16 protein-coding genes are annotated in these 20,266 nt (G+C 62.2%); 15 read left to right on the forward strand and 1 reads right to left on the reverse strand.

The genetic code is table 11. The annotated features are described in order from the left end of the window. The first annotated feature begins 17 nt into the window (after window positions 1-17). From yaaA to INQ47_RS08975, 13 genes are all read left to right on the forward strand, one after another. Window positions 18-797, forward strand: coding sequence for a peroxide stress protein YaaA (gene yaaA / locus INQ47_RS08915; RefSeq protein WP_392461780.1), 780 nt, complete (start codon window positions 18-20; stop codon window positions 795-797). A gap of 799 nt (window positions 798-1,596) precedes the next feature. Next, entirely contained in the window at window positions 1,597-2,913 is a 1,317-nt protein-coding gene (locus tag INQ47_RS08920) for a nucleotide sugar dehydrogenase (RefSeq protein WP_021784118.1), read from the forward strand. An 86-nt stretch (window positions 2,914-2,999) separates the two neighbouring features. After that, on the forward strand, window positions 3,000-4,481 hold the full coding sequence (locus INQ47_RS08925) for a glycosyltransferase family 2 protein (protein WP_003251762.1): 1,482 nt from the start codon (window positions 3,000-3,002) through the stop codon (window positions 4,479-4,481). 37 nt (window positions 4,482-4,518) lie between these two features. Then, on the forward strand, window positions 4,519-5,685 hold the full coding sequence (locus INQ47_RS08930; RefSeq protein WP_404701521.1) for a PilZ domain-containing protein: 1,167 nt from the start codon (window positions 4,519-4,521) through the stop codon (window positions 5,683-5,685). An 88-nt stretch (window positions 5,686-5,773) separates the two neighbouring features. Next, window positions 5,774-7,219, forward strand: coding sequence for an alginate biosynthesis TPR repeat lipoprotein AlgK (gene algK / locus INQ47_RS08935; RefSeq protein ID WP_404701522.1), 1,446 nt, complete (start codon window positions 5,774-5,776; stop codon window positions 7,217-7,219). Next, window positions 7,216-8,694, forward strand: coding sequence for an alginate export family protein (locus INQ47_RS08940; protein WP_404701523.1), 1,479 nt, complete (start codon window positions 7,216-7,218; stop codon window positions 8,692-8,694). Before algK ends, INQ47_RS08940 begins: the two co-directional genes overlap by 4 nt. A 22-nt stretch (window positions 8,695-8,716) precedes the next feature. Then, window positions 8,717-10,276, forward strand: a complete 1,560-nt coding sequence (gene algG / locus INQ47_RS08945) for a mannuronan 5-epimerase AlgG (RefSeq protein ID WP_252460730.1) — start codon at window positions 8,717-8,719, stop codon at window positions 10,274-10,276. 13 nt (window positions 10,277-10,289) lie between these two features. After that, the gene (locus INQ47_RS08950; RefSeq protein WP_404701524.1) at window positions 10,290-11,729 is read left to right on the forward strand and encodes an alginate O-acetyltransferase; all 1,440 of its coding nucleotides are present in this window, start codon (window positions 10,290-10,292) and stop codon (window positions 11,727-11,729) included. Between the two features lie 8 nt (window positions 11,730-11,737). Beyond that, window positions 11,738-12,841 (forward strand): mannuronate-specific alginate lyase, encoded by a 1,104-nt coding sequence (locus INQ47_RS08955; protein WP_404701525.1) that lies wholly within the window; start codon window positions 11,738-11,740, stop codon window positions 12,839-12,841. A gap of 182 nt (window positions 12,842-13,023) precedes the next feature. Further along, window positions 13,024-14,481 (forward strand): MBOAT family O-acyltransferase, encoded by a 1,458-nt coding sequence (locus INQ47_RS08960; RefSeq protein ID WP_404701526.1) that lies wholly within the window; start codon window positions 13,024-13,026, stop codon window positions 14,479-14,481. An 11-nt stretch (window positions 14,482-14,492) separates the two neighbouring features. Then, window positions 14,493-15,650, forward strand: a complete 1,158-nt coding sequence (locus tag INQ47_RS08965; protein WP_404701527.1) for an alginate O-acetyltransferase — start codon at window positions 14,493-14,495, stop codon at window positions 15,648-15,650. Between the two features lie 20 nt (window positions 15,651-15,670). After that, on the forward strand, window positions 15,671-16,318 hold the full coding sequence (locus tag INQ47_RS08970; protein WP_021784108.1) for an alginate O-acetyltransferase AlgF: 648 nt from the start codon (window positions 15,671-15,673) through the stop codon (window positions 16,316-16,318). A 35-nt stretch (window positions 16,319-16,353) separates the two neighbouring features. After that, the gene (locus INQ47_RS08975; protein ID WP_029615389.1) at window positions 16,354-17,808 is read left to right on the forward strand and encodes a mannose-1-phosphate guanylyltransferase/mannose-6-phosphate isomerase; all 1,455 of its coding nucleotides are present in this window, start codon (window positions 16,354-16,356) and stop codon (window positions 17,806-17,808) included. A gap of 39 nt (window positions 17,809-17,847) precedes the next feature. Here INQ47_RS08975 and INQ47_RS08980 read toward each other — a convergent pair whose 3' ends face one another. Next, entirely contained in the window at window positions 17,848-18,300 is a 453-nt protein-coding gene (locus tag INQ47_RS08980; protein WP_404701528.1) for a hypothetical protein, read from the reverse strand. 169 nt (window positions 18,301-18,469) lie between these two features. On the opposite strand from INQ47_RS08980, the gene INQ47_RS08985 reads away from it, so the two are divergent. Together INQ47_RS08985 and INQ47_RS08990 are read left to right on the forward strand one after the other, a co-directional pair. Further along, on the forward strand, window positions 18,470-18,934 hold the full coding sequence (locus tag INQ47_RS08985; protein ID WP_252460720.1) for a multidrug transporter: 465 nt from the start codon (window positions 18,470-18,472) through the stop codon (window positions 18,932-18,934). Window positions 18,935-18,965: 31 nt separating this feature from the next. Further along, the gene (locus INQ47_RS08990) at window positions 18,966-19,778 is read left to right on the forward strand and encodes an SDR family oxidoreductase (protein ID WP_209963591.1); all 813 of its coding nucleotides are present in this window, start codon (window positions 18,966-18,968) and stop codon (window positions 19,776-19,778) included. Window positions 19,779-20,266: the final 488 nt, after the last annotated feature.

Consider the following 20,266-nt stretch of genomic DNA (forward strand, 5'->3'; position numbering starts at 1 on the left):
TGCCAGGAGCCGACCCGATGCTGACGGTGATTTCCCCCGCCAAGACCCTCGACTACGACACCCCGCCAGTGACCGAGCGTTTCACCCTGCCCCAGTACCTGGATGAATCCCAGGCCCTGATCCAGCAGTTGCGCGAATTGTCGCCGGCGCAGATCAGCGAGCTGATGCACCTGTCCGACAAGCTCGCCGGCCTGAATGCTGCGCGCTTTGGCAGCTGGACCCCAGACTTCACCCCGGCCAATGCCAAGCAGGCGCTGCTGGCGTTCAAGGGTGACGTGTACACCGGCCTCGATGCCGAGAGCCTGAGTGAAGACGACTTCAGCTACGCTCAGGGCCACCTGCGCATGCTCTCGGGCCTTTACGGCCTGCTGCGCCCGCTCGACCTGATGCAGCCCTACCGCCTGGAGATGGGCACCAAGTTGGCCAACGCCCGCGGCAAGGACCTGTACGCCTTCTGGGGCACGCGCATCAGCGAATGGCTGAACCAGGCCCTGACCGATCAAGGCGATGACGTGCTGTTGAACCTGGCCAGTAACGAGTATTTCAGTGCAGTGAAACGCAGCGCCCTGAAGGCCCGGGTGATCAACGTCGACTTCAAGGACCAGAAAAACGGCCAGTACAAGATCATCAGCTTCTACGCCAAGAAGGCCCGCGGCATGATGAGCCGCTTCGTCATCCAGCAGCGCATCAGCGCCCCGGAACAGCTCAAGCAGTTCGATGCTCAGGGTTACTACTACAGTGCCGAGCAGTCCAAGCCGGACCATTTGGTGTTCCTGCGCGATCACCCCGCGGAGTGAGCCTGCCACGCCCTCTTCGCGGCTAAAGCCGCGAAGAGGTCAGTTGCCGTGATCCCCTCTGCCCTGCAACAGGGCACGCTGCAAACCGCCATCACGCCATGAATTCGACGCCAAAAATCCGGCACACCTCCCTTTATCGTCAAACGCCATAAGACCGTTCATACCTTTTTTGACGAATTCTGAAAAAATTTTTCAGATGCTGGCATAAAAATATCTCGCAACAGTTACGTCCTTGATACACGGGGGTGAAACACCCGCGTGCTATCAATTTGAAACTGTCCGCAACTGAATAAATATTTAGAAATCTTTCATTCGAGTGAAACTGGCTCAGGAACTTCTGCCGAAGCCAATCGCTCATAGTGCCGTAACGATTTTCCTGCCTACGGGCTGTGAGAGATGACTTACAGATGACAGCGGCGGGTATCCACTGCCCGCCATGAGAAATTCGACAGGTATTACGGAAACCCCCGAAGACCTTGTCCATGCAGGAGAGACGCGCCCCTTAAAAATCGTCCTAGTGGTTGATTTCAAAGGATTTATCCACTTGAAAAAACAAGCACAGCAACGCGCCAAGTAGCGCATTGCAATAAAGACGGCTGCATTTCATGGCACGTTTTTTAATTAATGGCTATCGAGTGCCAACTTTGAGTGCATAACTTTTTGCGCTCCGGATTTATTTTGCCTGCGCTCGGCGAAGTGTGCATTCGCCATGGATCCGTGCGCCCGAAAACTGTTGTTAATCAACCCAGCCCGGCTCTCTTCGGAGGTGTCGGCGTGATAAACACATGAGGTGATAGCGATGCGTATCAGCATCTTTGGTTTGGGTTATGTGGGTGCAGTCTGTGCAGGCTGCCTGACGGCGCGAGGCCATGAAGTGATCGGTGTGGACGTGTCCAGCACCAAGATCGACCTGATCAACCAGGGCAAGTCGCCCATCGTCGAACCTGGCCTGGAAGCACTGCTGCAACAGGGCATCGCCAATGGCCGCCTGCGCGGCACTACCGACTTCGCCGAAGCCATCCGCGCCAGCGACGTGTCGATGATCTGCGTGGGTACCCCCAGCAAGAAAAACGGCGACCTGGGCCTGGAGTACATCGAGTCGGTGTGCCGCGAAATCGGCTACGTGCTGCGTGACACCACCCGCCGTCACACCATCGTGGTGCGCAGCACCGTGCTGCCTGGCACCGTCAAGAACGTGGTCATCCCGATCCTGGAAGATTGCTCGGGCAAGAAGGCCGGCGTCGACTTCGGTGTGGCGGTCAACCCGGAATTCCTGCGTGAAAGCACCGCGATCAAGGACTACGACCAGCCACCGATGACGGTCATCGGCGAACTGGACAGCGCCAGCGGTGACATCCTCCAGGCCCTGTACGAAGAACTCGATGCCCCGGTCATCCGCAAGCCGATCGAGGTGGCCGAGATGATCAAGTACACCTGCAACGTATGGCACGCCACCAAGGTCACCTTCGCCAACGAAATCGGCAACATTGCCAAGGCCGTGGGTGTCGATGGCCGTGAAGTGATGGACGTGGTCTGCCAGGACAAGGTCCTCAACCTGTCCCAGTACTACATGCGCCCAGGTTTTGCCTTCGGCGGCTCGTGCCTGCCCAAGGACGTACGCGCCCTCACCTACCGCGCCGCCAGCCTCGATGTCCGTGCACCGCTGCTCGACTCGCTGATGCGCAGCAACGAATCGCAGGTGCAGAACGCTTTCGAGCTGATCGAAGCCCACGACAAGCGCAAGGTCGCCCTGCTGGGCCTGAGCTTCAAGGCCGGCACCGACGACCTGCGCGAAAGCCCGCTGGTGGAACTGGCCGAGCGCCTGATCGGCAAGGGCTACCAGTTGGACATCTACGACGAGAACGTCCAGTACGCCCGCGTCCACGGCGCCAACAAGGACTACATCGAGTCGAAGATCCCCCATGTGTCGTCGCTGCTCAACGCCAACTTGCAGCAGGTGATCGACAACGCCGACATCATCGTCCTCGGCAACCGTGACGAGCAGTTCCGTGCGCTGGCCCTGCAAGCGCCAGCCGGCAAGCAGGTGATCGACCTGGTCGGCTTCATGAACAAACCGACCTGCACCACCAACCGTACCGAAGGCATCTGCTGGTAAGTGCCCGGCCGGGCAGCGATGAGGCACTCGACAAGAGCCGCCCCCTCGCTGCCCACCCTTTCCCGAATTCTCGACGGATGCTGAACATGCAAAGGCTCCAGACAGTGCTGTTGCAGTGCGCCGGGTGGCTGCTCTACATGAGCCTGCTCATGCTGATCGCCCTGGCCCTGCCAGCCGATATCTTCGACTCGCAGTCGAAGCACTTCATCTTCCTGGTCGGCGCAGTCGGCATCTGGCGCTACTCCATGGGCGCCACCCATTTCATCCGCGGCATGATCTTCCTCTACGGCGTGTACCCGTACCTGCGCCGCAAGGTGCAGAAAATGGGTAATGCCACCGACCCGTCGCATGTCTACCTGATGGTCACCAGCTTCCGTATCGAAGCGCTGACCACCGCCCAGGTGTACAGCTCGGTGATTCGCGAGGCGATCAACTGCGGCTTCCCCACCACCGTGGTCTGCTCGCTGGTGGAAATGTCCGATGAACTGCTGGTGAAGAGCCTGTGGGCCAAGTACAACCCGCCGGCCCATGTGAAGCTGGACATCGTGCGAATCGCCGGTACCGGTAAGCGCGATGGCCTGGCCTACGGCTTCCGCGCCATCTCGCGCATGCTGCCGGACGAGAACGCCGTGGTGGCGGTGATCGACGGTGACACCGTGCTGGCCGACGGTGTGGTGCGCAAGACCGTACCCTGGTTCAAGCTGTTCCCCAATGTGGGCGGCCTGACCACCAATGAATTCTGCGAAGTGCGCGGCGGCTACATCATGAGCGAGTGGCACAAGCTGCGCTTCGCCCAGCGCCACATCAACATGTGCTCGATGGCCCTGTCCAAGCGCGTACTGACCATGACCGGGCGCATGTCGATGTTCCGCGCCAGCGTGGTGACCAACCCCGAGTTCATCGCCGACGTCGAAAGCGATTCGCTGATGCACTGGCGCCTGGGCCGCTTCAAGTTCCTTACCGGGGACGACAAATCCAGCTGGTTCAGCCTGATGCGCCTGGGCTATGACACCTTCTACGTGCCGGACGCCGCCATCAACACGGTCGAGCACCCGCCGGAAAAAAGTTTCCTCAAGGCCAGCCGCAAGCTGATGTACCGCTGGTACGGCAACAACCTGCGGCAGAACTCACGGGCACTGGGCCTTGGCCTGCGTCGCCTGGGCCTGTTCACCAGCATCGTGCTGTTCGACCAGCGCGTGTCGATGTGGACCAGCCTGCTGGGCCTGACCGTGGCGGTGATCGCCAGCCTCAAGTTCGGCATGGCCTTCTTGCTGGTGTACCTGCTGTGGATCGGCATCACGCGCCTGATCCTCACCATCATGCTGCTGTGCTCCGGCCACAACGTAGGCCCGGCCTACCCGCTGATTCTCTATTACAACCAGATCATCGGCGCGCTGATGAAGATCTACGTGTTCTTCCGCCTCGACAAGCAGTCGTGGACGCGTCAGCCCACTGCCCTCAAGCGTGACCTCGCCAGCTTTCAACAATGGTTCAACACCTGGTCCTCGCGGACCATGACCTTCTCGGCTGCCAGCATCTTCGTTGCTGTGCTGTTCATGGTCGTGTGAGCCCAACCCGGATCGGATCTAACAGGAACAAACCACCATGAATACCGCCGTGAACGTCAATGTCGTGCATGAGTCCGAAGCCCAGCGCCAACACGCCCGGGTACGCATTCCCGCCAAGCTGCGGTTCCTGGACGCCCAGCGCCAGGTCCACGAAGTCAAGGTCGAAGACCTATCTGCCGGCGGCCTGAGCTTCCACGCCAAGCAACCGCAGTCGGTGGGCGATGTGCTGCGCGGGCGCCTGCAGTTCGTGGTCGACAACCTGGGCCTGTCGATCGACATCGAGTTCCAGGTGCGCTCGTACAACCCGGACAATGGGCGTATCGGTGCGCAGTTCCAGAACCTTGAGCCACGCGACATCGCCACATTGCGGCACATCATCACCAGCCACCTGTCGGGTGAGCTGATCAGCATCGGCGACGTACTCAGCACCCTGCAGCGCGACAACTTCACCAAGGCGCGCAAGCAGAAGGACGGTGGGTCGGGCCTGAGCGCCTTCGGCCGCCTCAAGGCAGTCACCGTCACACTGGGCGTGTTCGTGGTCGGCGTTGCCGCCTTCGGCTTCGTCGCCAAATCGTTGTACGGCATGTATTTCGTCAGCCACGCCGAAGCCGGTGTGGTCGCAGTGCCGACCACCAACATCACGATGCCGCGCGACGGCACCGTGAGCAGCCTGGTCGAAAGCGGTGGGCCGATTGCCAAGGGCGCGCCACTGGCCAGCTTCACTACCAGCATGCTGGACATGCTCAAGGGCAACCTTGAAGACGCACAGCTGGAGCCAGCGAAGATCGAGGAGCTGTTCGGCAAGCAGCTGTCCGGCACCCTCACCAGCCCCTGCGACTGCGTGGTCGCGCGCCAGTTGGTAGACGACGGCCAGTACGCCGCCAAGGGCCAGCCGATCTTCCAGCTGATCCCACGCACCACCAACCCGATGGTCGAGGCGCGCTTCAGCTACCGCCAGTTCGACGAGGTCAAGCCGGGCACCCGGGTCAACTTCCAGGTGGCCGGCGAAGACGAAGTGCGCACCGGTCAGATCGTCAGCAGCACCAGCCTCAACAGCGAAGACCTGTCCTCCGCCATCCGCGTGCAGATCAAGCCGGACAGCAGCCTGCCCGCCGAACTGGCCGGCCGCCCGGCGTCGGTCAACAGCGACCGTGGCCCGTCGCTGAACTGGCTGATCGACAAAGCCGTGGCCCGTGGCCTGTGAGGGACGGACAATGATCTCTGATACCAACACCTATCCTGCGGGAGCGGGCATGCCCGCGAAGAGGCCAGCAGGGACAGCATCGTCGGCCATGCAAATTCGCGGGCTTGCCCGCTCCCACAGGGTCCGCGTGAACCTGGGATTGTGTGCACTGGCCGCCGCCATCACTTTGGCCGGCTGTGCCGGTCTGCCGGACCAGCGCCTGGCCAACGAGGCCCTGAAGCGCGGTGACACGGCATTGGCCGAGCGCAACTACAAGGCGCTGGCCGACCTGGGCTACAGCGAAGCGCAAGTCGGCCTTGCGGACATCAAGGTGGCCACCCGCGACCCCTCGAAAATCAAGGAAGCCGAGGCCACCTATCGCGCTGCGGCCGCCACTTCGCCACGTGCCCAGGCACGCCTTGGCCGCCTGCTGGTGGCCAAGCCTGACAGCACCCAGGCCGAACGTGAGGAAGCCGAAACCCTGCTCAAGCAGGCCGCGAAACAGGGCCAAAGCAATACCCTGATTCCGCTGGCAATGCTCTACCTCAGCTACCCGCAAAGTTTTCCCGAGGTCAACGCACAGCAGCAGATCGACCAGTGGCGCGCCGCCGGCAACCCGGAAGCAGGCCTGGCCCAGGTGTTGCTGTACCGCACCCAGGGCACCTACGACCAGCACCTGGGCGAGGTGGAGAAAATCTGCAAGGCCGCGCTGAACACCACCGACATCTGCTACGTCGAACTGGCCACCGTGTACCAGATGCGTGGCCAGGCCGATCAGCAAGCCGCCCTGCTCGGCCAGCTGAAATCCGCCTATGCCCGCGGCGCCGTACCGGCCACCCGGGTCGACAGCGTGGCCCGGGTGTTGGCCGATCGCAGCCTCGGCCAGACCGACGAAAAAACCGCCAAGGATCTGCTTGAGCAAGTAGCCCCGGCCAACCCGGCGTCCTGGGTCAGCCTGGCACAGCTGGTATACGACTTCCCCGAATTGGGCGACACCGAACAGTTGATGGCCTACATCGACAAAGGCCGCGCAGCTGAACAGCCACGCGCCGAACTGCTGCTGGGCCGTCTGTACTACGAAGGCAAAACCCTGCCTGCCGACGCTCACAAAGCCGAGCAGCACCTGCAAGCCGCTGCCGAAGCCGGTGAGATCAGCGCCCATTACTACCTGGGCCAGCTTTACCGCCGCGGCTACCTGGGCAACGTCGAGCCGCAGAAGGCCGTCGACCACCTGCTGGCCTCCGCCCGTGGCGGGCAGAACAGCGCCGATTATGCCCTGGCCCAGCTATTCAGCGAGGGCCATGGCATCCGCCCGCAACCGGGCAACGCCTGGGTGTTTGCCCAGCTGTCGCAGGCCAACCCGACGCCACAATCGGCGGAACTGCTGCAGAAGCTTGACCAGCAACTGACACCTGACGAGCGCAACCAGGCCCAGCAACTGCTGGACCAGGAAAAGCGTGCACGCGGCAGCATGGCGCAGGGCGCGAATAGCACCCTGGCCCTCGAAGCCCTGCAAGACGACGAAAAAGAAGTAGACGGTGAGGACTCGCTATGACGCTCAACCCCTTCGTGAAAGCCGGTATCGGTCTGAGCTTCGCCCTGCTGTGGTCCTGCCCGACCCTGGCGGAAATGACCGCCGAGAAAAACTTCGGCCTGGACGTGAAAATCACCGGGCAATCGGAAGACGATCGAGACCTGGGCACCCGCTCTGGCGGTGATGTCAACGGCCTGGGCCTGGATCTGCGCCCGTGGGTGTACGCCGAGCGCGGTAACTGGAGCGCCTACGCCATGGGCCAGGCGGTCGCTGCGACCGACACCATCGAAACCGACACCTTGCGCCAGAACGGCGACGGCACCAGCACTGAAACCGGCGACGACAGCCGTCAACCAGACAAAAGCTACCTGGCCATGCGCGAGTTCTGGATCGGCTACAGCGGCCTCACCGCCTACCCCGGCGAGCAACTGCGCTTCGGTCGCCAGCGCCTGCGCAGCGACGATGGCATGTGGCGCGATACCAACATCGAAGCGCTGAACTGGACCTTCGACACCACCCTGCTCAAGGCCGACCTGGGCGTGGCGCAGCGCTTCAGCGAATACCGCACCGACCTCACCGAGCTGGCCCCGGAAGACAAGGACCGCACCCATCTCTACGGCAACGTCGCCACCCAGTGGACGCCTGGCCACTGGGTCGGCGTGCGGGCACACCATACGCACGACAACGGCAGCCTGAAGAACCCCGGCGAAACCGTCGACGCCTTGGACAAGACCCGTATCGGCGACCTCACCTGGCTGGGCCTTGAGGCCAACAGCGACGCCTACAACTGGCGCAACGACCACACCGTGAATTACTGGGGCAGCGTCACTTGGCTGACCGGTGACCGCGACAAGCTGAGCACCCAGCAGGTGGGTGACGACCAGGTCGCCACCGGCAAGCAGAGCGGTGACGTCAACGCCTGGGCAACCGACCTCGGCATCCGCCTGCGCCTGGACCCGCAATGGCAGGTCGGCGCGGCCTATGCCCGCGGTAGCGGTGGTGGTGGCGATGACGGCTCGAACAACTTCGAGCAGACCGGCCTGGAGAGCAACCGCTCCAACTTCACCGGCACCCGCTCTCGCGTGCACCGCTTCGGCGAAGCGTTCCGTGGCGAGCTGGGCAACCTGCAGGCAGCCACCCTGTTCGCTTCGTGGCAGCTGCGCGACGACTACGACGCCAGCCTGATCTACCACAAGTTCTGGCGCGTCGACGGCAACCAGAACATTGGCTCCAGTGGCATCAACGCGGTGGTCAACGACAACGGCGTGAATCGCCCGCTGGTCGATGGCGAAAAAGACCTTGGCCAGGAAATGGACGTGGTCGTGACCAAGTACTTCAAGCAAGGCCTGCTGCCGGCTTCGATGAGCCAGGCAATCGACGAGCCGTCAGCCCTGGTGCGCCTGCGTGCCGGTGTATTCAAGCCGGGCGACGCCTACGGCAAGGAAGCGGACTCGTACATGCACCGCGCCTTCGTCGACGTCATCTGGCGCTTCTGAGGCCGGTAGGGGACTGACCGTGATGAACCTTCACCCGCACTTACGTCACAGCCTGTTGGCCAGTGCCTTGCTGCTGGCAAGCGGCCTGGCCACTGCCGCAGAGCCCCAGGTGATCGCCAAGGAGCTGCAGCAGGCCAAGACCTACACGGTGGCCAGCGCACCGATCGAGCCACTGCAGCTGGACCCGCCAAAGCTGCCCGACCTTACCGGTTTCACGGCCGAGGCGGTGCAGAAGAAAATCGACCGCCGCCACAAGGGCAAGGTCAGCCTGCGCCGTATGTTCCAGGAGGACACCCTCAAGGAGTTCGTCGGCGGCGACAACAAGGCCGCCGAGTGGGTGCAGCGCCAGCACGGCATCCCGCAGGCCATCTTCATCGATGACGGCCATGTCGACCTGACCGAATTGAGCAAGAAGGTGCCCAAACAGTACTTCAGCGAAGTCGAGCCTGGGGTTTACCTGGCACGCCTGCCGATCGTGGTCGGGCAAAAGGGCATCCTCGAGATCGACGGCAAGGTCAAACAGCTGCGCCTGTCCCAGGAGGGCGGCGCATTTCTGGTCAATGACGGCAAGCTGTTCGTAACCGACACCCAGGTGACCGGCTGGCGGGAAAAGGACAACGGCCCGGCGACCTTCCGCTCGCCCAAGGAGTTCCGCCCGTTCCTGCTGTCATGGGGCGGTACCGAGACCTACATCGTCAACACGAAAATGGCCAGCTTCGGCTACGCCAAGTCCAAGTCGTATGGCGTGAGCATCTCGCAGTACACGCCGAACATGGCCAAGCGCATGGGCCGCCCGGAACCCACCGGCTGGATCATCGGCTCTGAGTTCAGCGACATGTGGTACGGCTTCTACTGCTACGAAACGCAGGACTTCGTGGTCAAGGACAGCACCTACCGCGACAACATCGTCTACGGCATCGACCCGCACGACCGTTCGCACCGCCTGATCATCGCCGGCAACACCGTGTACGGCACCAAGAAGAAGCACGGCATCATCGTCTCGCGTGAGGTCAACGACAGCTGGATCATCAACAACAAGAGCTACGACAACAAGCTCTCGGGCGTCGTGATCGACCGTAACAGCGTCAACAACCTGGTGGCCTACAACGAGATCTACCGCAACCACACCGACGGCATCACCCTGTACGAAAGCGGCGACAACCTGATCTGGGGCAACAAGCTGGTCAACAACCGCCGCCACGGCATCCGCGTGCGTAACAGCGTGAACATCCGCCTGTACGAAAACGTCGCCATGGCCAACGGCCTGGTCGGCGTATACGGCCACATCAAGGACCTGTCCGACACCGACCGCGACATCGCCCTCGACCCGTTCGACACCAAGGTGTCGCTGATCGTAGTGGGTGGCGAGCTATCGGCCAACGGCTCCGGCCCGCTGTCGATCGACTCGCCGCTGTCGGTCGAGCTGTACAAGGTATCCATGCTCGCCCCGCGCAAGGCCAGCGGCATCAGCCTCAATGGTGTGCTGGGCGAGCGCCAGGACGAAATCCTCGACCTGCTGGTACGCCAGCAGAAGGCTGTGCTGATCGACCCGGTCGAACGCCAGACCGAAATGATCGATTAAGGAAGCCCAGACCATGACTCCACACCTGATGAAACTGCTGGGCCTGTCCGCCGCCCTTCTGGCAATCAGCCAGGGCGTGCGCGCCGAAGACGTCAAGGCCCCGACCTTCAACGCCGAGCCCTGCTGCCAGTTGTGCCCTGAAGCGCACGATGCCAGCCGCTACACCACCCGCTATCAGCAAAACTTCACCACGCTGGTGCAGGCCCAGGGCGACTGGCTGTTCCGCACCCGCGAAGACCTGCGCACCGAGTTCAATACCACCCCGGCCGGCTACAAACGCCTGCAACAAGTGCACGACGCGTTCAAGAAGCGTGGTGTGGAACTGGTGGTGGTGTACCAGCCGACCCGTGGCCTGGTGAACCGCAACATGCTCAACCCGGCCGAAAAAGCCGCCTTCGACTACCAGAAGGCCCTGGGTAACTACCAGGCCATGCTCAAGCGCTTCGCCAGCATGGGCTACAACGTGCCCGACCTGTCACCACTGACCAACGAGCAACTGGCCGCCGCCGACCAGGGCAAGGATTTCTACTTCCGTGGCGACCAGCACTGGACGCCTTACGGTGCCGAGCGCGCGGCGAAGATCGTGGCCGACACCGTGCACAAGATGCCAGCCTTCGAAGGCATCCCGCGCAAGGAATTCGAGACGAAGAAGTCCGGGCGCATGGGCAAGACCGGCACCCTGCACAACGTTGCCGGCCAACTGTGCGGTACCAGCTACGCCGTCCAGTACATGGACCAGTTCGCCACCGAGCCGAAAGGCTCGAGCGGCGGCGACGACCTGTTCGGTGACAGCGGCAACGCGCAGATCACCCTGGTCGGGACCAGCCACAGTGGCAAGAACTACAACTTCTCGGGCTTCCTCGAGCAATACATCGGCGCCGACGTGCTCAACGTCGCCTTCCCAGGCGGAGGCCTGGAAGGCTCGATGATCGAGTACCTGGGCAGCGAGGAATTCCAGAAGAACCCGCCGAAGATCCTCATCTGGGAATTCTCCCCGCTGTACCGCCTGAACCAGGAAACCATCTGGCGGCAAATCCTCGGCCTGCTCGATGACGGCTGCGACGACCGCCCAGCCCTGATGAGCGCCAACACCACCCTCAAGCCGGGCAAGAACGAGCTGATGGTCAACGGCAAGGGCGGCGTAATCAAAGACCTGATCAACCGCAACCTGCAGATGGACGTCAAGTTCGAAGACCCCTCGGTGAAGGTGTTGCAGGCCACCCTCTGGTACCTCAACGGCCGCCACGAGGACATCAAGCTGGAAAAGCCTGAAACCTCCGACACCGACGGCCGCTTCGTCTTCCAGATGCGCGAAGACGAGGACTGGGCCAGCCAGCGCCTGCTGGCGTTCGAGGTACAGGGGCCGGAAAGCGGCACCCAGAAGGTCGAAGCCAAGCTCTGCAAACGCAACAACTTCGCCGTGCCTGCGCAAACCGCGCAGGCCGGCCAGTGAGGCGACCCATGACCATCATCAAGCGTATTTCCAGCCCCGCCCTGCTCGCGTTGGCCTTGTTTGGCGGTGCCGCGCACGCCGCGCTGGTACCGCCGCAGGGTTACTACGAGGGGATCGAAAAACTCAAGACCGGCGATGGCAATTTCCGCTGCGAAGCGGCGCCCAAGCCATACACCGGCGCGCTGCAGTTTCGCAGCAAGTACGAAGGCTCGGACAAGGCACGGGCAACGCTCAACGCGGCCTCGGAAAAAGCCTTCCGCAAGTCGACCGAAGACATCACCACGCTTGAGAAAGGCGTGAGCAAGATGGTCGGCCAGTACATGCGCGACGGCCGCCCGGCGCAACTCGACTGCACCCTGACGTGGCTGGGCACCTGGGCACGCGCCGGTGCATTGCTGTCCACCGACTACAACCATACCGGCAAGTCGATGCGCAAATGGGCGCTGGGCAGCATGAGCGGTTCGTGGCTGCGCCTGAAATTCTCCAACTCGCAGCCGCTGGCCGCACACCAGGCCGAGGCCGACCTGATCGAAAAATGGCTTACCCGCCTGGCCGAGCAGACTGTGCGTGACTGGAGCAACCTGCCGCTGGAGAAGATCAACAACCACAGCTACTGGGCGGCCTGGTCGGTCATGGCTACCGCCGTCGCCACCGACCGGCGCGACCTGTTCGACTGGGCCGTGAAGGAATACAAGGTGGGCGCCAACCAGGTGGATGACCAGGGCTTCCTGCCCAACGAAATCAAGCGCAAGCAGCGCGCGCTGGCCTATCACAACTACGCCTTGCCGCCGCTGGCGATGATTGCCAGCTTCGCCCAGGCCAATGGCGTCGACCTGCGCGCCGAGAACAACTTCGCCTTGCAACGCCTGGGTGAAGGCGTGCTGGCCGGCGCCCGCGATCCCAGCCACTTCAAGGCGCGCGCGGGCAAGAAACAGGACATGACCGACCTCAAGGTCGACAGCAAGTATTCCTGGCTCGAGCCCTGGTGCGCGCTGTACCACTGCGTTGGCGACACGCTTGAGCGCAAGCACGACATGCAGCCGTTCAACAGCTTCCGGCTGGGCGGCGATGTGACCCGGGTCTACGACCCGAGTGCAGAGCGTAAAAAGTAACACCATCCCTGTAGGAGCGGGTTTACCCGCGAAGAGGCCGGGCCTGCCATCTGCGGTGCCCTGTGCCGGCCTCATTCGCGGGTGAACCCGCTCCTACGGGGGACTAGGTATCTCCCACTTTTTTGTGGGGGGTTTGGGGGGCGCTTTGCCCTGGATGCTGTGAACAAATTAGGAGAACCGGGATGGTCTTCTCGTCCAACGTGTTCCTGTTCCTGTTCTTGCCGATCTTCCTCGGCCTGTACTACTTGAGCGGGCAACGTTATCGCAACCTGCTGCTGCTGATCGCCAGCTACATCTTCTATGCCTGGTGGCGGGTGGATTTCCTGGCACTGTTCGCCGGGGTCACCCTGTGGAACTACTGGATCGGCCTGAAAGTCGGTGCCGCCGGTGTGCGCACCAAGCCGGCGCAGCGCTGGCTGCTGCTCGGCGTGGGTGTCGACCTGGCGATCCTCGGCTACTTCAAGTACGCCAACTTCGGCGTCGACAGCCTGAACGCGATCATGACGTCGTTTGGCCTGGAGCCATTCATTCTGACCCACGTGCTGCTGCCGATCGGTATCTCGTTCTACATCTTCGAGTCGATCAGCTACATCATCGACGTATACCGCGGCGACACCCCGGCGACCCGCAACCTGATCGACTTCGCAGCCTTCGTGGCGATCTTCCCGCACCTGATCGCAGGCCCCGTGCTGCGTTTCAAGGACCTGGTCGACCAGTTCAACAACCGTACCCACACCCTGGACAAGTTTTCCGAAGGCTGCACCCGTTTCATGCAGGGCTTCATCAAGAAAGTGTTCATCGCCGACACCCTGGCCGTGGTCGCCGATCACTGCTTCGCCCTGCAAAACCCCACCACCGGCGATGCCTGGCTCGGCGCCCTGGCCTACACCGCGCAGCTGTACTTCGACTTCAGCGGCTACAGCGACATGGCCATCGGCCTGGGCCTGATGATGGGCTTCCGTTTCATGGAAAACTTCAAGCAGCCCTATATCAGCCAGTCGATCACCGAGTTCTGGCGGCGCTGGCATATCAGCCTGTCGACCTGGCTGCGCGACTACCTGTACATCACCCTGGGCGGCAACCGCAAAGGCACCTTCAATACCTACCGCAACCTGTTCCTGACCATGCTGCTGGGCGGCCTGTGGCACGGTGCGAACTTCACCTACATCATCTGGGGCGCCTGGCACGGCATGTGGCTGGCCATCGAGCGGGCGCTGGGCATCGACACCAACCCGCAGCGCTTCAACCCGGTGAAGTGGGCCTTCACCTTCCTGCTGGTGGTGGTCGGCTGGGTGATCTTCCGCGCCGAAAACCTGCATGTGGCCGCCCGCATGTACGGCGCCATGTTCAGCTTCGGTGACTGGCAGCTGTCGGAGCTCAACCGTGCCCAGCTCACCGGCCTGCAGGTTGCCACCCTGGTCATCGCCTACCTCACCCTGGCGTTCTTCGGCCTGCGTGACTTCTACCGAAATGCCAGACCGGCGCCCACGGCGATCCCGGTGCAGGTCAACGCTGACGGCTCGATCGGCCTGGACTGGACCCGAGTGATGACCCGCGCACTGATCCTGCTGCTGTTCGTCGCCTCGATCCTCAAGCTTTCGGCGCAAAGCTACTCGCCGTTCCTTTACTTCCAGTTCTGAGGTTGATGACCATGACCCGGACATTACGCATCACCTACTCCCTGTCATTCCTCGGCCTGCTGGTCGGCATGGGCGCCTGGTCCACCGGTGGCCTGCAGAGCTTCCAGCGCACCGAGCAGATGACCCTGCTCAACGGCAAGCTGGCCAAGGCCGCCGAAACCCACTACGACGCCGAGTTCCCGATCAAGCGCCTGGGCACCAACCTGTGGGCGGCAATGGACTTCAAGCTGTTCAACGAAGGCCGCCCGGGTGTGGTACTGGGCCGCGACCAGTGGTTGTTCAGCGACGAGGAGTTCAAGCCCACCGCCGGTGCCGAGCAATTGATGCAGGAAAACCTGGCACTGATCCGCGGCGTACGCGACACCCTGCAGCAACACGGCAGCCAGCTGGTGCTGGCGATAGTGCCGGCCAAGGCGCGGGTCTACGCCGAGTACCTGGGCAAAGAGCAGCCTGCCAGCCTGCATGACGACCTGTATAACCAGTTCCATGCCCAGGCACGCCAGGCCAACGTGTTCGCACCGGACCTGATGGCACCGATGGAGCAGGCCAAGGCCCGCGGCCAGGTGTTCCTGCGTACCGATACCCACTGGACGCCTATGGGGGCCGAAGTGGCGGCGCAGGCGCTGGCCGAAGCGGTCAGCCGCCAGAGCCTGCTCAACGGCGACCCACAAGCCTTCATCACCGAAGCCGGCAACACTGCGCCCTACAAGGGCGACCTGACCAACTTCCTGCCACTGGACCCGCTGTTCAGCAACCTGCTGCCGACCCCGGACAACCTGCAGCAACGCACCACTCGCCCAGTCGACACCGAGGGTGACGCCGGCGACGCGTTGTTCGCCGACAAGCAGATCCCGGTTGCACTGGTAGGCACCAGCTACAGCGCCAACCCGCACTGGAACTTCCTCGGCGCGCTGCAGCAGGCCCTGCGCAGTGACGTCGCCAACTACGCCGAAGACGGCCATGGCCCGCTGCTGCCGATGCTCAAGTACCTGCAAAGCGATGCCTTCAAAAACGCCGCACCACAAGTGGTGGTGTGGGAATTCCCCGAACGTTATCTGCCAATGAAAAACGACCTCAGCAGCTTCGATCCGCAGTGGATCGCGCAGCTGAAAAACTCCCGTAAATCCGAACAAAACCTGGCCTTGTCGTCCACCCGGACAGACCACTGACTGATAGAGAGGAAACGCACATGACTACCAAGACTTCCATTGCCAAAGCCCTCACCCTCGCGGCCGGCCTTTCCCTTGCTTCGATGCAGGCCTTCGCCGGTGCCGACGCCGCGCTTTATGGCCCTAGCGCGCCGAAAGGCTCGACCTTCGTACGCCTGTACAACGCCACCAGCGCACCGGCCGCAGCATCGGTCGGCAACACCCAGATCAAACAGGTTGGTGCCCAGGCCAGCAGCGACTTCAGCTTCCTGCCAGGCGGCGACTACACCGCCCAGGTCGGCGGCAAGAGCGTGCCGGTCAAGCTGGCCTCGGACAAGTACTACACCCTGGTCAACAGCAACAACGGCAACCCGAAACTGATCGAAGAACCACCGTTCAAGAACAAGCAGAAAGCTCTGGTGCGTGTACAGAACCTGAGCGACCAGCAGCTGACCCTGAAAACCGCCGACGGCAAGACCGAAGTGGTCAAGCCGGTGGCCGCCAACGGCCGTGGCGAACGTGAAATCAACCCGGTCAAGGTCAACCTGGCGCTGTACCAAGGAGACAAGAAAGTGGGTGACGTAAAACCCGTCGCCCTGGAACGCGGCGAAGCCGCAGTGCTGTACGTAACGGGTTCCGGCAACGCCTTGTCGCCGGTGTGGGTAACTCGCCCCGTGGCTAGCAACTGATTCCCCTGCCTCTCAACGACTATTGGAGAAACATGATGATCCCGGTAATTCTTTCTGGTGGTAGCGGTTCTCGTCTGTGGCCTCTGTCGCGCAAACAGTTCCCCAAACAGTTCCTGGCCCTGACCGGTGAACACACGCTGTTCCAGCAAACCATCGAGCGCCTGGTATTCGAGGGCATGGACACCCCGATCGTGGTCTGTAACAAGGACCACAAGTTCATCGTCCAGGAGCAACTGGCCGCACTGAAGCTGGAAACCCAGGGCATCCTCATGGAACCGTTCGGCCGCAACACCGCGCCGGCCGTGGCCATGGCTGCCATGAAGCTGGTCAACGAAGGCCGCGACGAGCTGATGCTGGTGCTGCCTGCCGATCATGTGATCGATGACCAGAAAGCCCTGCAACGTGCCCTGGCCTTGGCCACCGTGGCCGCCGAGCGTGGCGAGATGGTGCTGTTCGGCGTGCCGGCGACCAAGCCGGAAACTGGCTATGGCTACATCCGTTCAAGCCAGGATGCGCTGCTGCCCGAAGGCGTGGCGCGGGTTGCGCAGTTCGTCGAGAAGCCCGACGAAAAACGCGCCGCCGAGTTCGTCCAGGCCGGTGGTTACTTCTGGAACAGCGGTATGTTCCTGTTCCGCGCCAGCCGCTTCCTCGAAGAGCTGAAAAAGCACGACGGCGACATCTACGATACCTGCGTACTGGCCCTGGAGCGCAGCCAGGAAGACGGCGATGTACTGAGCATCGACGAAGCCACCTTCGCCTGCTGCCCGGACAACTCCATTGACTATGCGGTGATGGAGAAAACCCAGCGTGCCTGCGTGGTGCCGATGTCGGCCGGCTGGAGCGATGTAGGCTGCTGGTCGTCGCTGTGGGAAGTGCACGAGAAAGACGACAACGGCAACGTCACCAAGGGCGACGTGGTGGTTCAAGACAGCCGCAACTGCATGATCCACGGCAACGGCAAACTGGTGTCGGTGATCGGCCTGGAGAACATCGTGGTGGTCGAGACCAAGGATGCCATGATGATTGCCCACAAGGACAAGGTCCAGGGCGTCAAGCAGATGGTCAAGACCCTCGACGAACAGGGCCGCACGGAAACCCAGAACCACCTGGAAGTGTATCGCCCGTGGGGCTCGTACGACTCGGTGGATATGGGCGGCCGCTTCCAGGTCAAGCACATCACCGTCAAGCCGGGCGCCAGCCTGTCGCTGCAGATGCACCATCACCGCGCCGAGCACTGGATCGTGGTATCCGGTACCGCCGAGGTGACCTGCGACGAGAACGTGTTCCTGCTGACCGAAAACCAGTCGACCTATATCCCCATCGCTTCGGTGCACCGTTTGCGCAACCCGGGCAAGATCCCGCTGGAGATCATCGAAGTGCAGTCCGGCAGCTACCTGGGCGAGGATGACATCGAGCGCTTCGAGGATGTGTATGGGCGCACGTCCACCCCCATGGAGCGCGGCGTTTCGGTGAAGACCATCGCGCAGTAAATGCTGACTCGCCCCTGGGCTGACCAGGGGCGAGCCTGCTCATTCAACGCTCGGGGCTATGACGTAGATGTCGAATGGGCCACCCACCACCTTGAAAGGTCGCTGCAAATCATCCTCCCCTTCAAATTCGAAGGATTCAGCCCTGATGCTTGTGGCAGTCATTTCGAGTTTCCGGATACGCCCGGATTTCGCATAGCCGCCATAGGTTGTGCCGCGCTTGTGAACAAGCGCCCGGTTCGCCTTATCACCGATAACGACATCCCTCACGCCCTCCTGTAGTTCCAGATCGAAGTCAATGTAGACGTCCGCATCTTCGGCCTGCCCCTTGTACGCATACAACCACGCTGATTGTTCAGCGTTCCCGTAGTCCACACCCTCTGAAACGAAATCCTCCCTTTGACCCGCCAGGCTGATGACTGCCGTCACTTCGCCCTTGGCAGGTGTTTTTTTCATTTCTTGCACAGGCTTTTGCTCAATCGCTGTATGACTCATGGCCATGCTCCATTTGAATAGGCATGGCGGAATCTAGAATGGATGTACCCTTTCCACTACTCGCAGTAATGCCAGGTCTGGCTTCTGGCATAGGTGCTCACCGGTTACCTGACCGCTGGGTTTTAGGTAGGCTGTAGCCATCCCTGCGCGCGAATGAGGCGATTACGCGATGCTGATCGGTGCCCTGCTGATCCTCACCTGGCTGGTGTTGTTGTTGCGTTACCCAGCCAAGGCTCTCCCCATCTCCCTGGCGGCCGTATGTGGCCTGGGCTTGGTGGCTTCGTTCGTCGTCTGGCAAGACAGCCGCGAAAGCAGCCGACTGGCACACCTGGCCCTGCGCCTGACCTACGCCCCCGAACACTGTCCCGCCGACCGTGCCCTGCAGGTACGCATGAAGAACGGCAACGACGTGCCGCTGACCGAACTGCGTTGGCGTGTGGCGGCGTATGCACCCGGCGATACCGTAAACCTGGCCGAGAACACCTACAATGCACCGCGATACCGAGGGCCGGGTGAGTTGCAGCCAGGGGCCGAGTGGCAAGACTGCCTGCCATTGCCGCCGCTGCGTTCCGGCTATCGGCCGCAGACCCTGGAGTTCCGGGCAGAACACCTGCAAGGTACATTTGCCAATTGATGTGTTTCTTACATGACAACAGGCCCCAACCATGCCCACCGTCCTGATCACCGGTTGTTCCAGCGGCATCGGCCGCGCCCTGGCCGACGCCTTCCGCGATGCCGGCCACCATGTCTGGGCCACCGCCCGCAAGCCTGAGGATGTCGAGCAACTGAGTGCCGCCGGCTATACGGCCCGGCAGCTGGATGTAAACGACGGCGAGGCGCTGGCCCGCCTGGCAGAGGAATTGGAAACCCTCGATATCCTGATCAACAACGCCGGCTACGGCGCCATGGGCCCACTGCTCGATGGTGGCGTCGACGCCCTGCGCCAGCAGTTCGAAACCAACGTTTTCGCCGTGGTCGGCGTTACCCGGGCGCTGTTCCCGCTGCTACGCCGCTCACGCGGCCTGGTGGTGAATATCGGCAGTGTATCGGGCGTGCTGGTCACGCCATTCGCCGGCGCGTACTGCGCCTCGAAAGCGGCCGTGCATGCCCTGAGCGATGCCTTGCGCCTGGAACTGGCACCGTTCGGTGTGCAGGTGATGGAAGTACAGCCGGGCGCAATCGCCTCGCAGTTCGCCAGCAATGCCCAGCGCCAGGCCGAGCAGGTACTGGCGATGGACTCGGCGTGGTGGCCTTTGCGTGAGCATGTGCAGGCGCGGGCGCGGGCATCGCAGGACAAGCCAACGTCGGCGGCGGTATTTGCCCAAGGCGTGCTGGCAGCCGTCGGCAAGTCGCCGGCGCCAGCACGGGTGCGGCTGGGGAATGGCAGTACAGCCTTGCCGCTGATGGCACGGTTGCTGCCGCGGCGGTTGCTGGACTGGGCACTGCGCAAGCGCTTTGGCCTGCTGCGCCCGCTTTGAGTGGTCGACTGCCTGTACCCGCGAAAGGGCCGGCCCTGCTGGCCAATCTCCAGCCGCCGTTCACCGTTGCCACCGCTACCGTATTCGCGAGTAAACCCGCTCCTACACAGATTGGTGGTGGACACACATCGGTGGTTGGACACAGGCCGCCGTTTACCCGCGAAAGGGCCGGGCCTGCTGGCCAATCTCCACCCGCCGTTCACCGTTGACGCCGCTACCGTATTCGCGGGTTCACCCGCTCCTACACAGATTGGTGGTGGACATACATCGGGGGTTGAACACAGGCCGCCGTTTACCCGCGAAAGGGCCGGGCCTGCTGGCCAATCTCCACCCGCCGTTCACCGTTGACGCCGCTACCGTATTCGCGGGTAAACCCGCTCCTATGTATGGACTCGCCCACACTGTCTAGCTGCTTTTTTGAACATAGGAACCCGGTTGCATCTATGTATCAGGCCTGTTCGAGGAAGCTTTTTGCTTCTGGCCAACAT

Source organism: Pseudomonas sp. 3HC3 (assembly GCF_044904505.1).
GTDB lineage: Bacteria > Pseudomonadota > Gammaproteobacteria > Pseudomonadales > Pseudomonadaceae > Aquipseudomonas > Aquipseudomonas putida_Y.

Bases quoted from the DNA above. Each gene is read 5' to 3' on its own strand.
- yaaA (WP_392461780.1), top strand. From the start codon at position 18: ATGCTGACGGTGATTTCCCCCGCCAAGACCCTCGACTACGACACCCCG.
- INQ47_RS08920 (WP_021784118.1), top strand. From the start codon at position 1,597: ATGCGTATCAGCATCTTTGGTTTGGGTTATGTGGGTGCAGTCTGTGCA.
- INQ47_RS08925 (WP_003251762.1), top strand. From the start codon at position 3,000: ATGCAAAGGCTCCAGACAGTGCTGTTGCAGTGCGCCGGGTGGCTGCTC.
- INQ47_RS08930 (WP_404701521.1), top strand. From the start codon at position 4,519: ATGAATACCGCCGTGAACGTCAATGTCGTGCATGAGTCCGAAGCCCAG.
- algK (WP_404701522.1), top strand. From the start codon at position 5,774: ATGCAAATTCGCGGGCTTGCCCGCTCCCACAGGGTCCGCGTGAACCTG.
- INQ47_RS08940 (WP_404701523.1), top strand. From the start codon at position 7,216: ATGACGCTCAACCCCTTCGTGAAAGCCGGTATCGGTCTGAGCTTCGCC.
- algG (WP_252460730.1), top strand. From the start codon at position 8,717: ATGAACCTTCACCCGCACTTACGTCACAGCCTGTTGGCCAGTGCCTTG.
- INQ47_RS08950 (WP_404701524.1), top strand. From the start codon at position 10,290: ATGACTCCACACCTGATGAAACTGCTGGGCCTGTCCGCCGCCCTTCTG.
- INQ47_RS08955 (WP_404701525.1), top strand. From the start codon at position 11,738: ATGACCATCATCAAGCGTATTTCCAGCCCCGCCCTGCTCGCGTTGGCC.
- INQ47_RS08960 (WP_404701526.1), top strand. From the start codon at position 13,024: ATGGTCTTCTCGTCCAACGTGTTCCTGTTCCTGTTCTTGCCGATCTTC.
- INQ47_RS08965 (WP_404701527.1), top strand. From the start codon at position 14,493: ATGACCCGGACATTACGCATCACCTACTCCCTGTCATTCCTCGGCCTG.
- INQ47_RS08970 (WP_021784108.1), top strand. From the start codon at position 15,671: ATGACTACCAAGACTTCCATTGCCAAAGCCCTCACCCTCGCGGCCGGC.
- INQ47_RS08975 (WP_029615389.1), top strand. From the start codon at position 16,354: ATGATCCCGGTAATTCTTTCTGGTGGTAGCGGTTCTCGTCTGTGGCCT.
- INQ47_RS08980 (WP_404701528.1), bottom strand. From the start codon at position 18,300: ATGAGTCATACAGCGATTGAGCAAAAGCCTGTGCAAGAAATGAAAAAA.
- INQ47_RS08985 (WP_252460720.1), top strand. From the start codon at position 18,470: ATGCTGATCGGTGCCCTGCTGATCCTCACCTGGCTGGTGTTGTTGTTG.
- INQ47_RS08990 (WP_209963591.1), top strand. From the start codon at position 18,966: ATGCCCACCGTCCTGATCACCGGTTGTTCCAGCGGCATCGGCCGCGCC.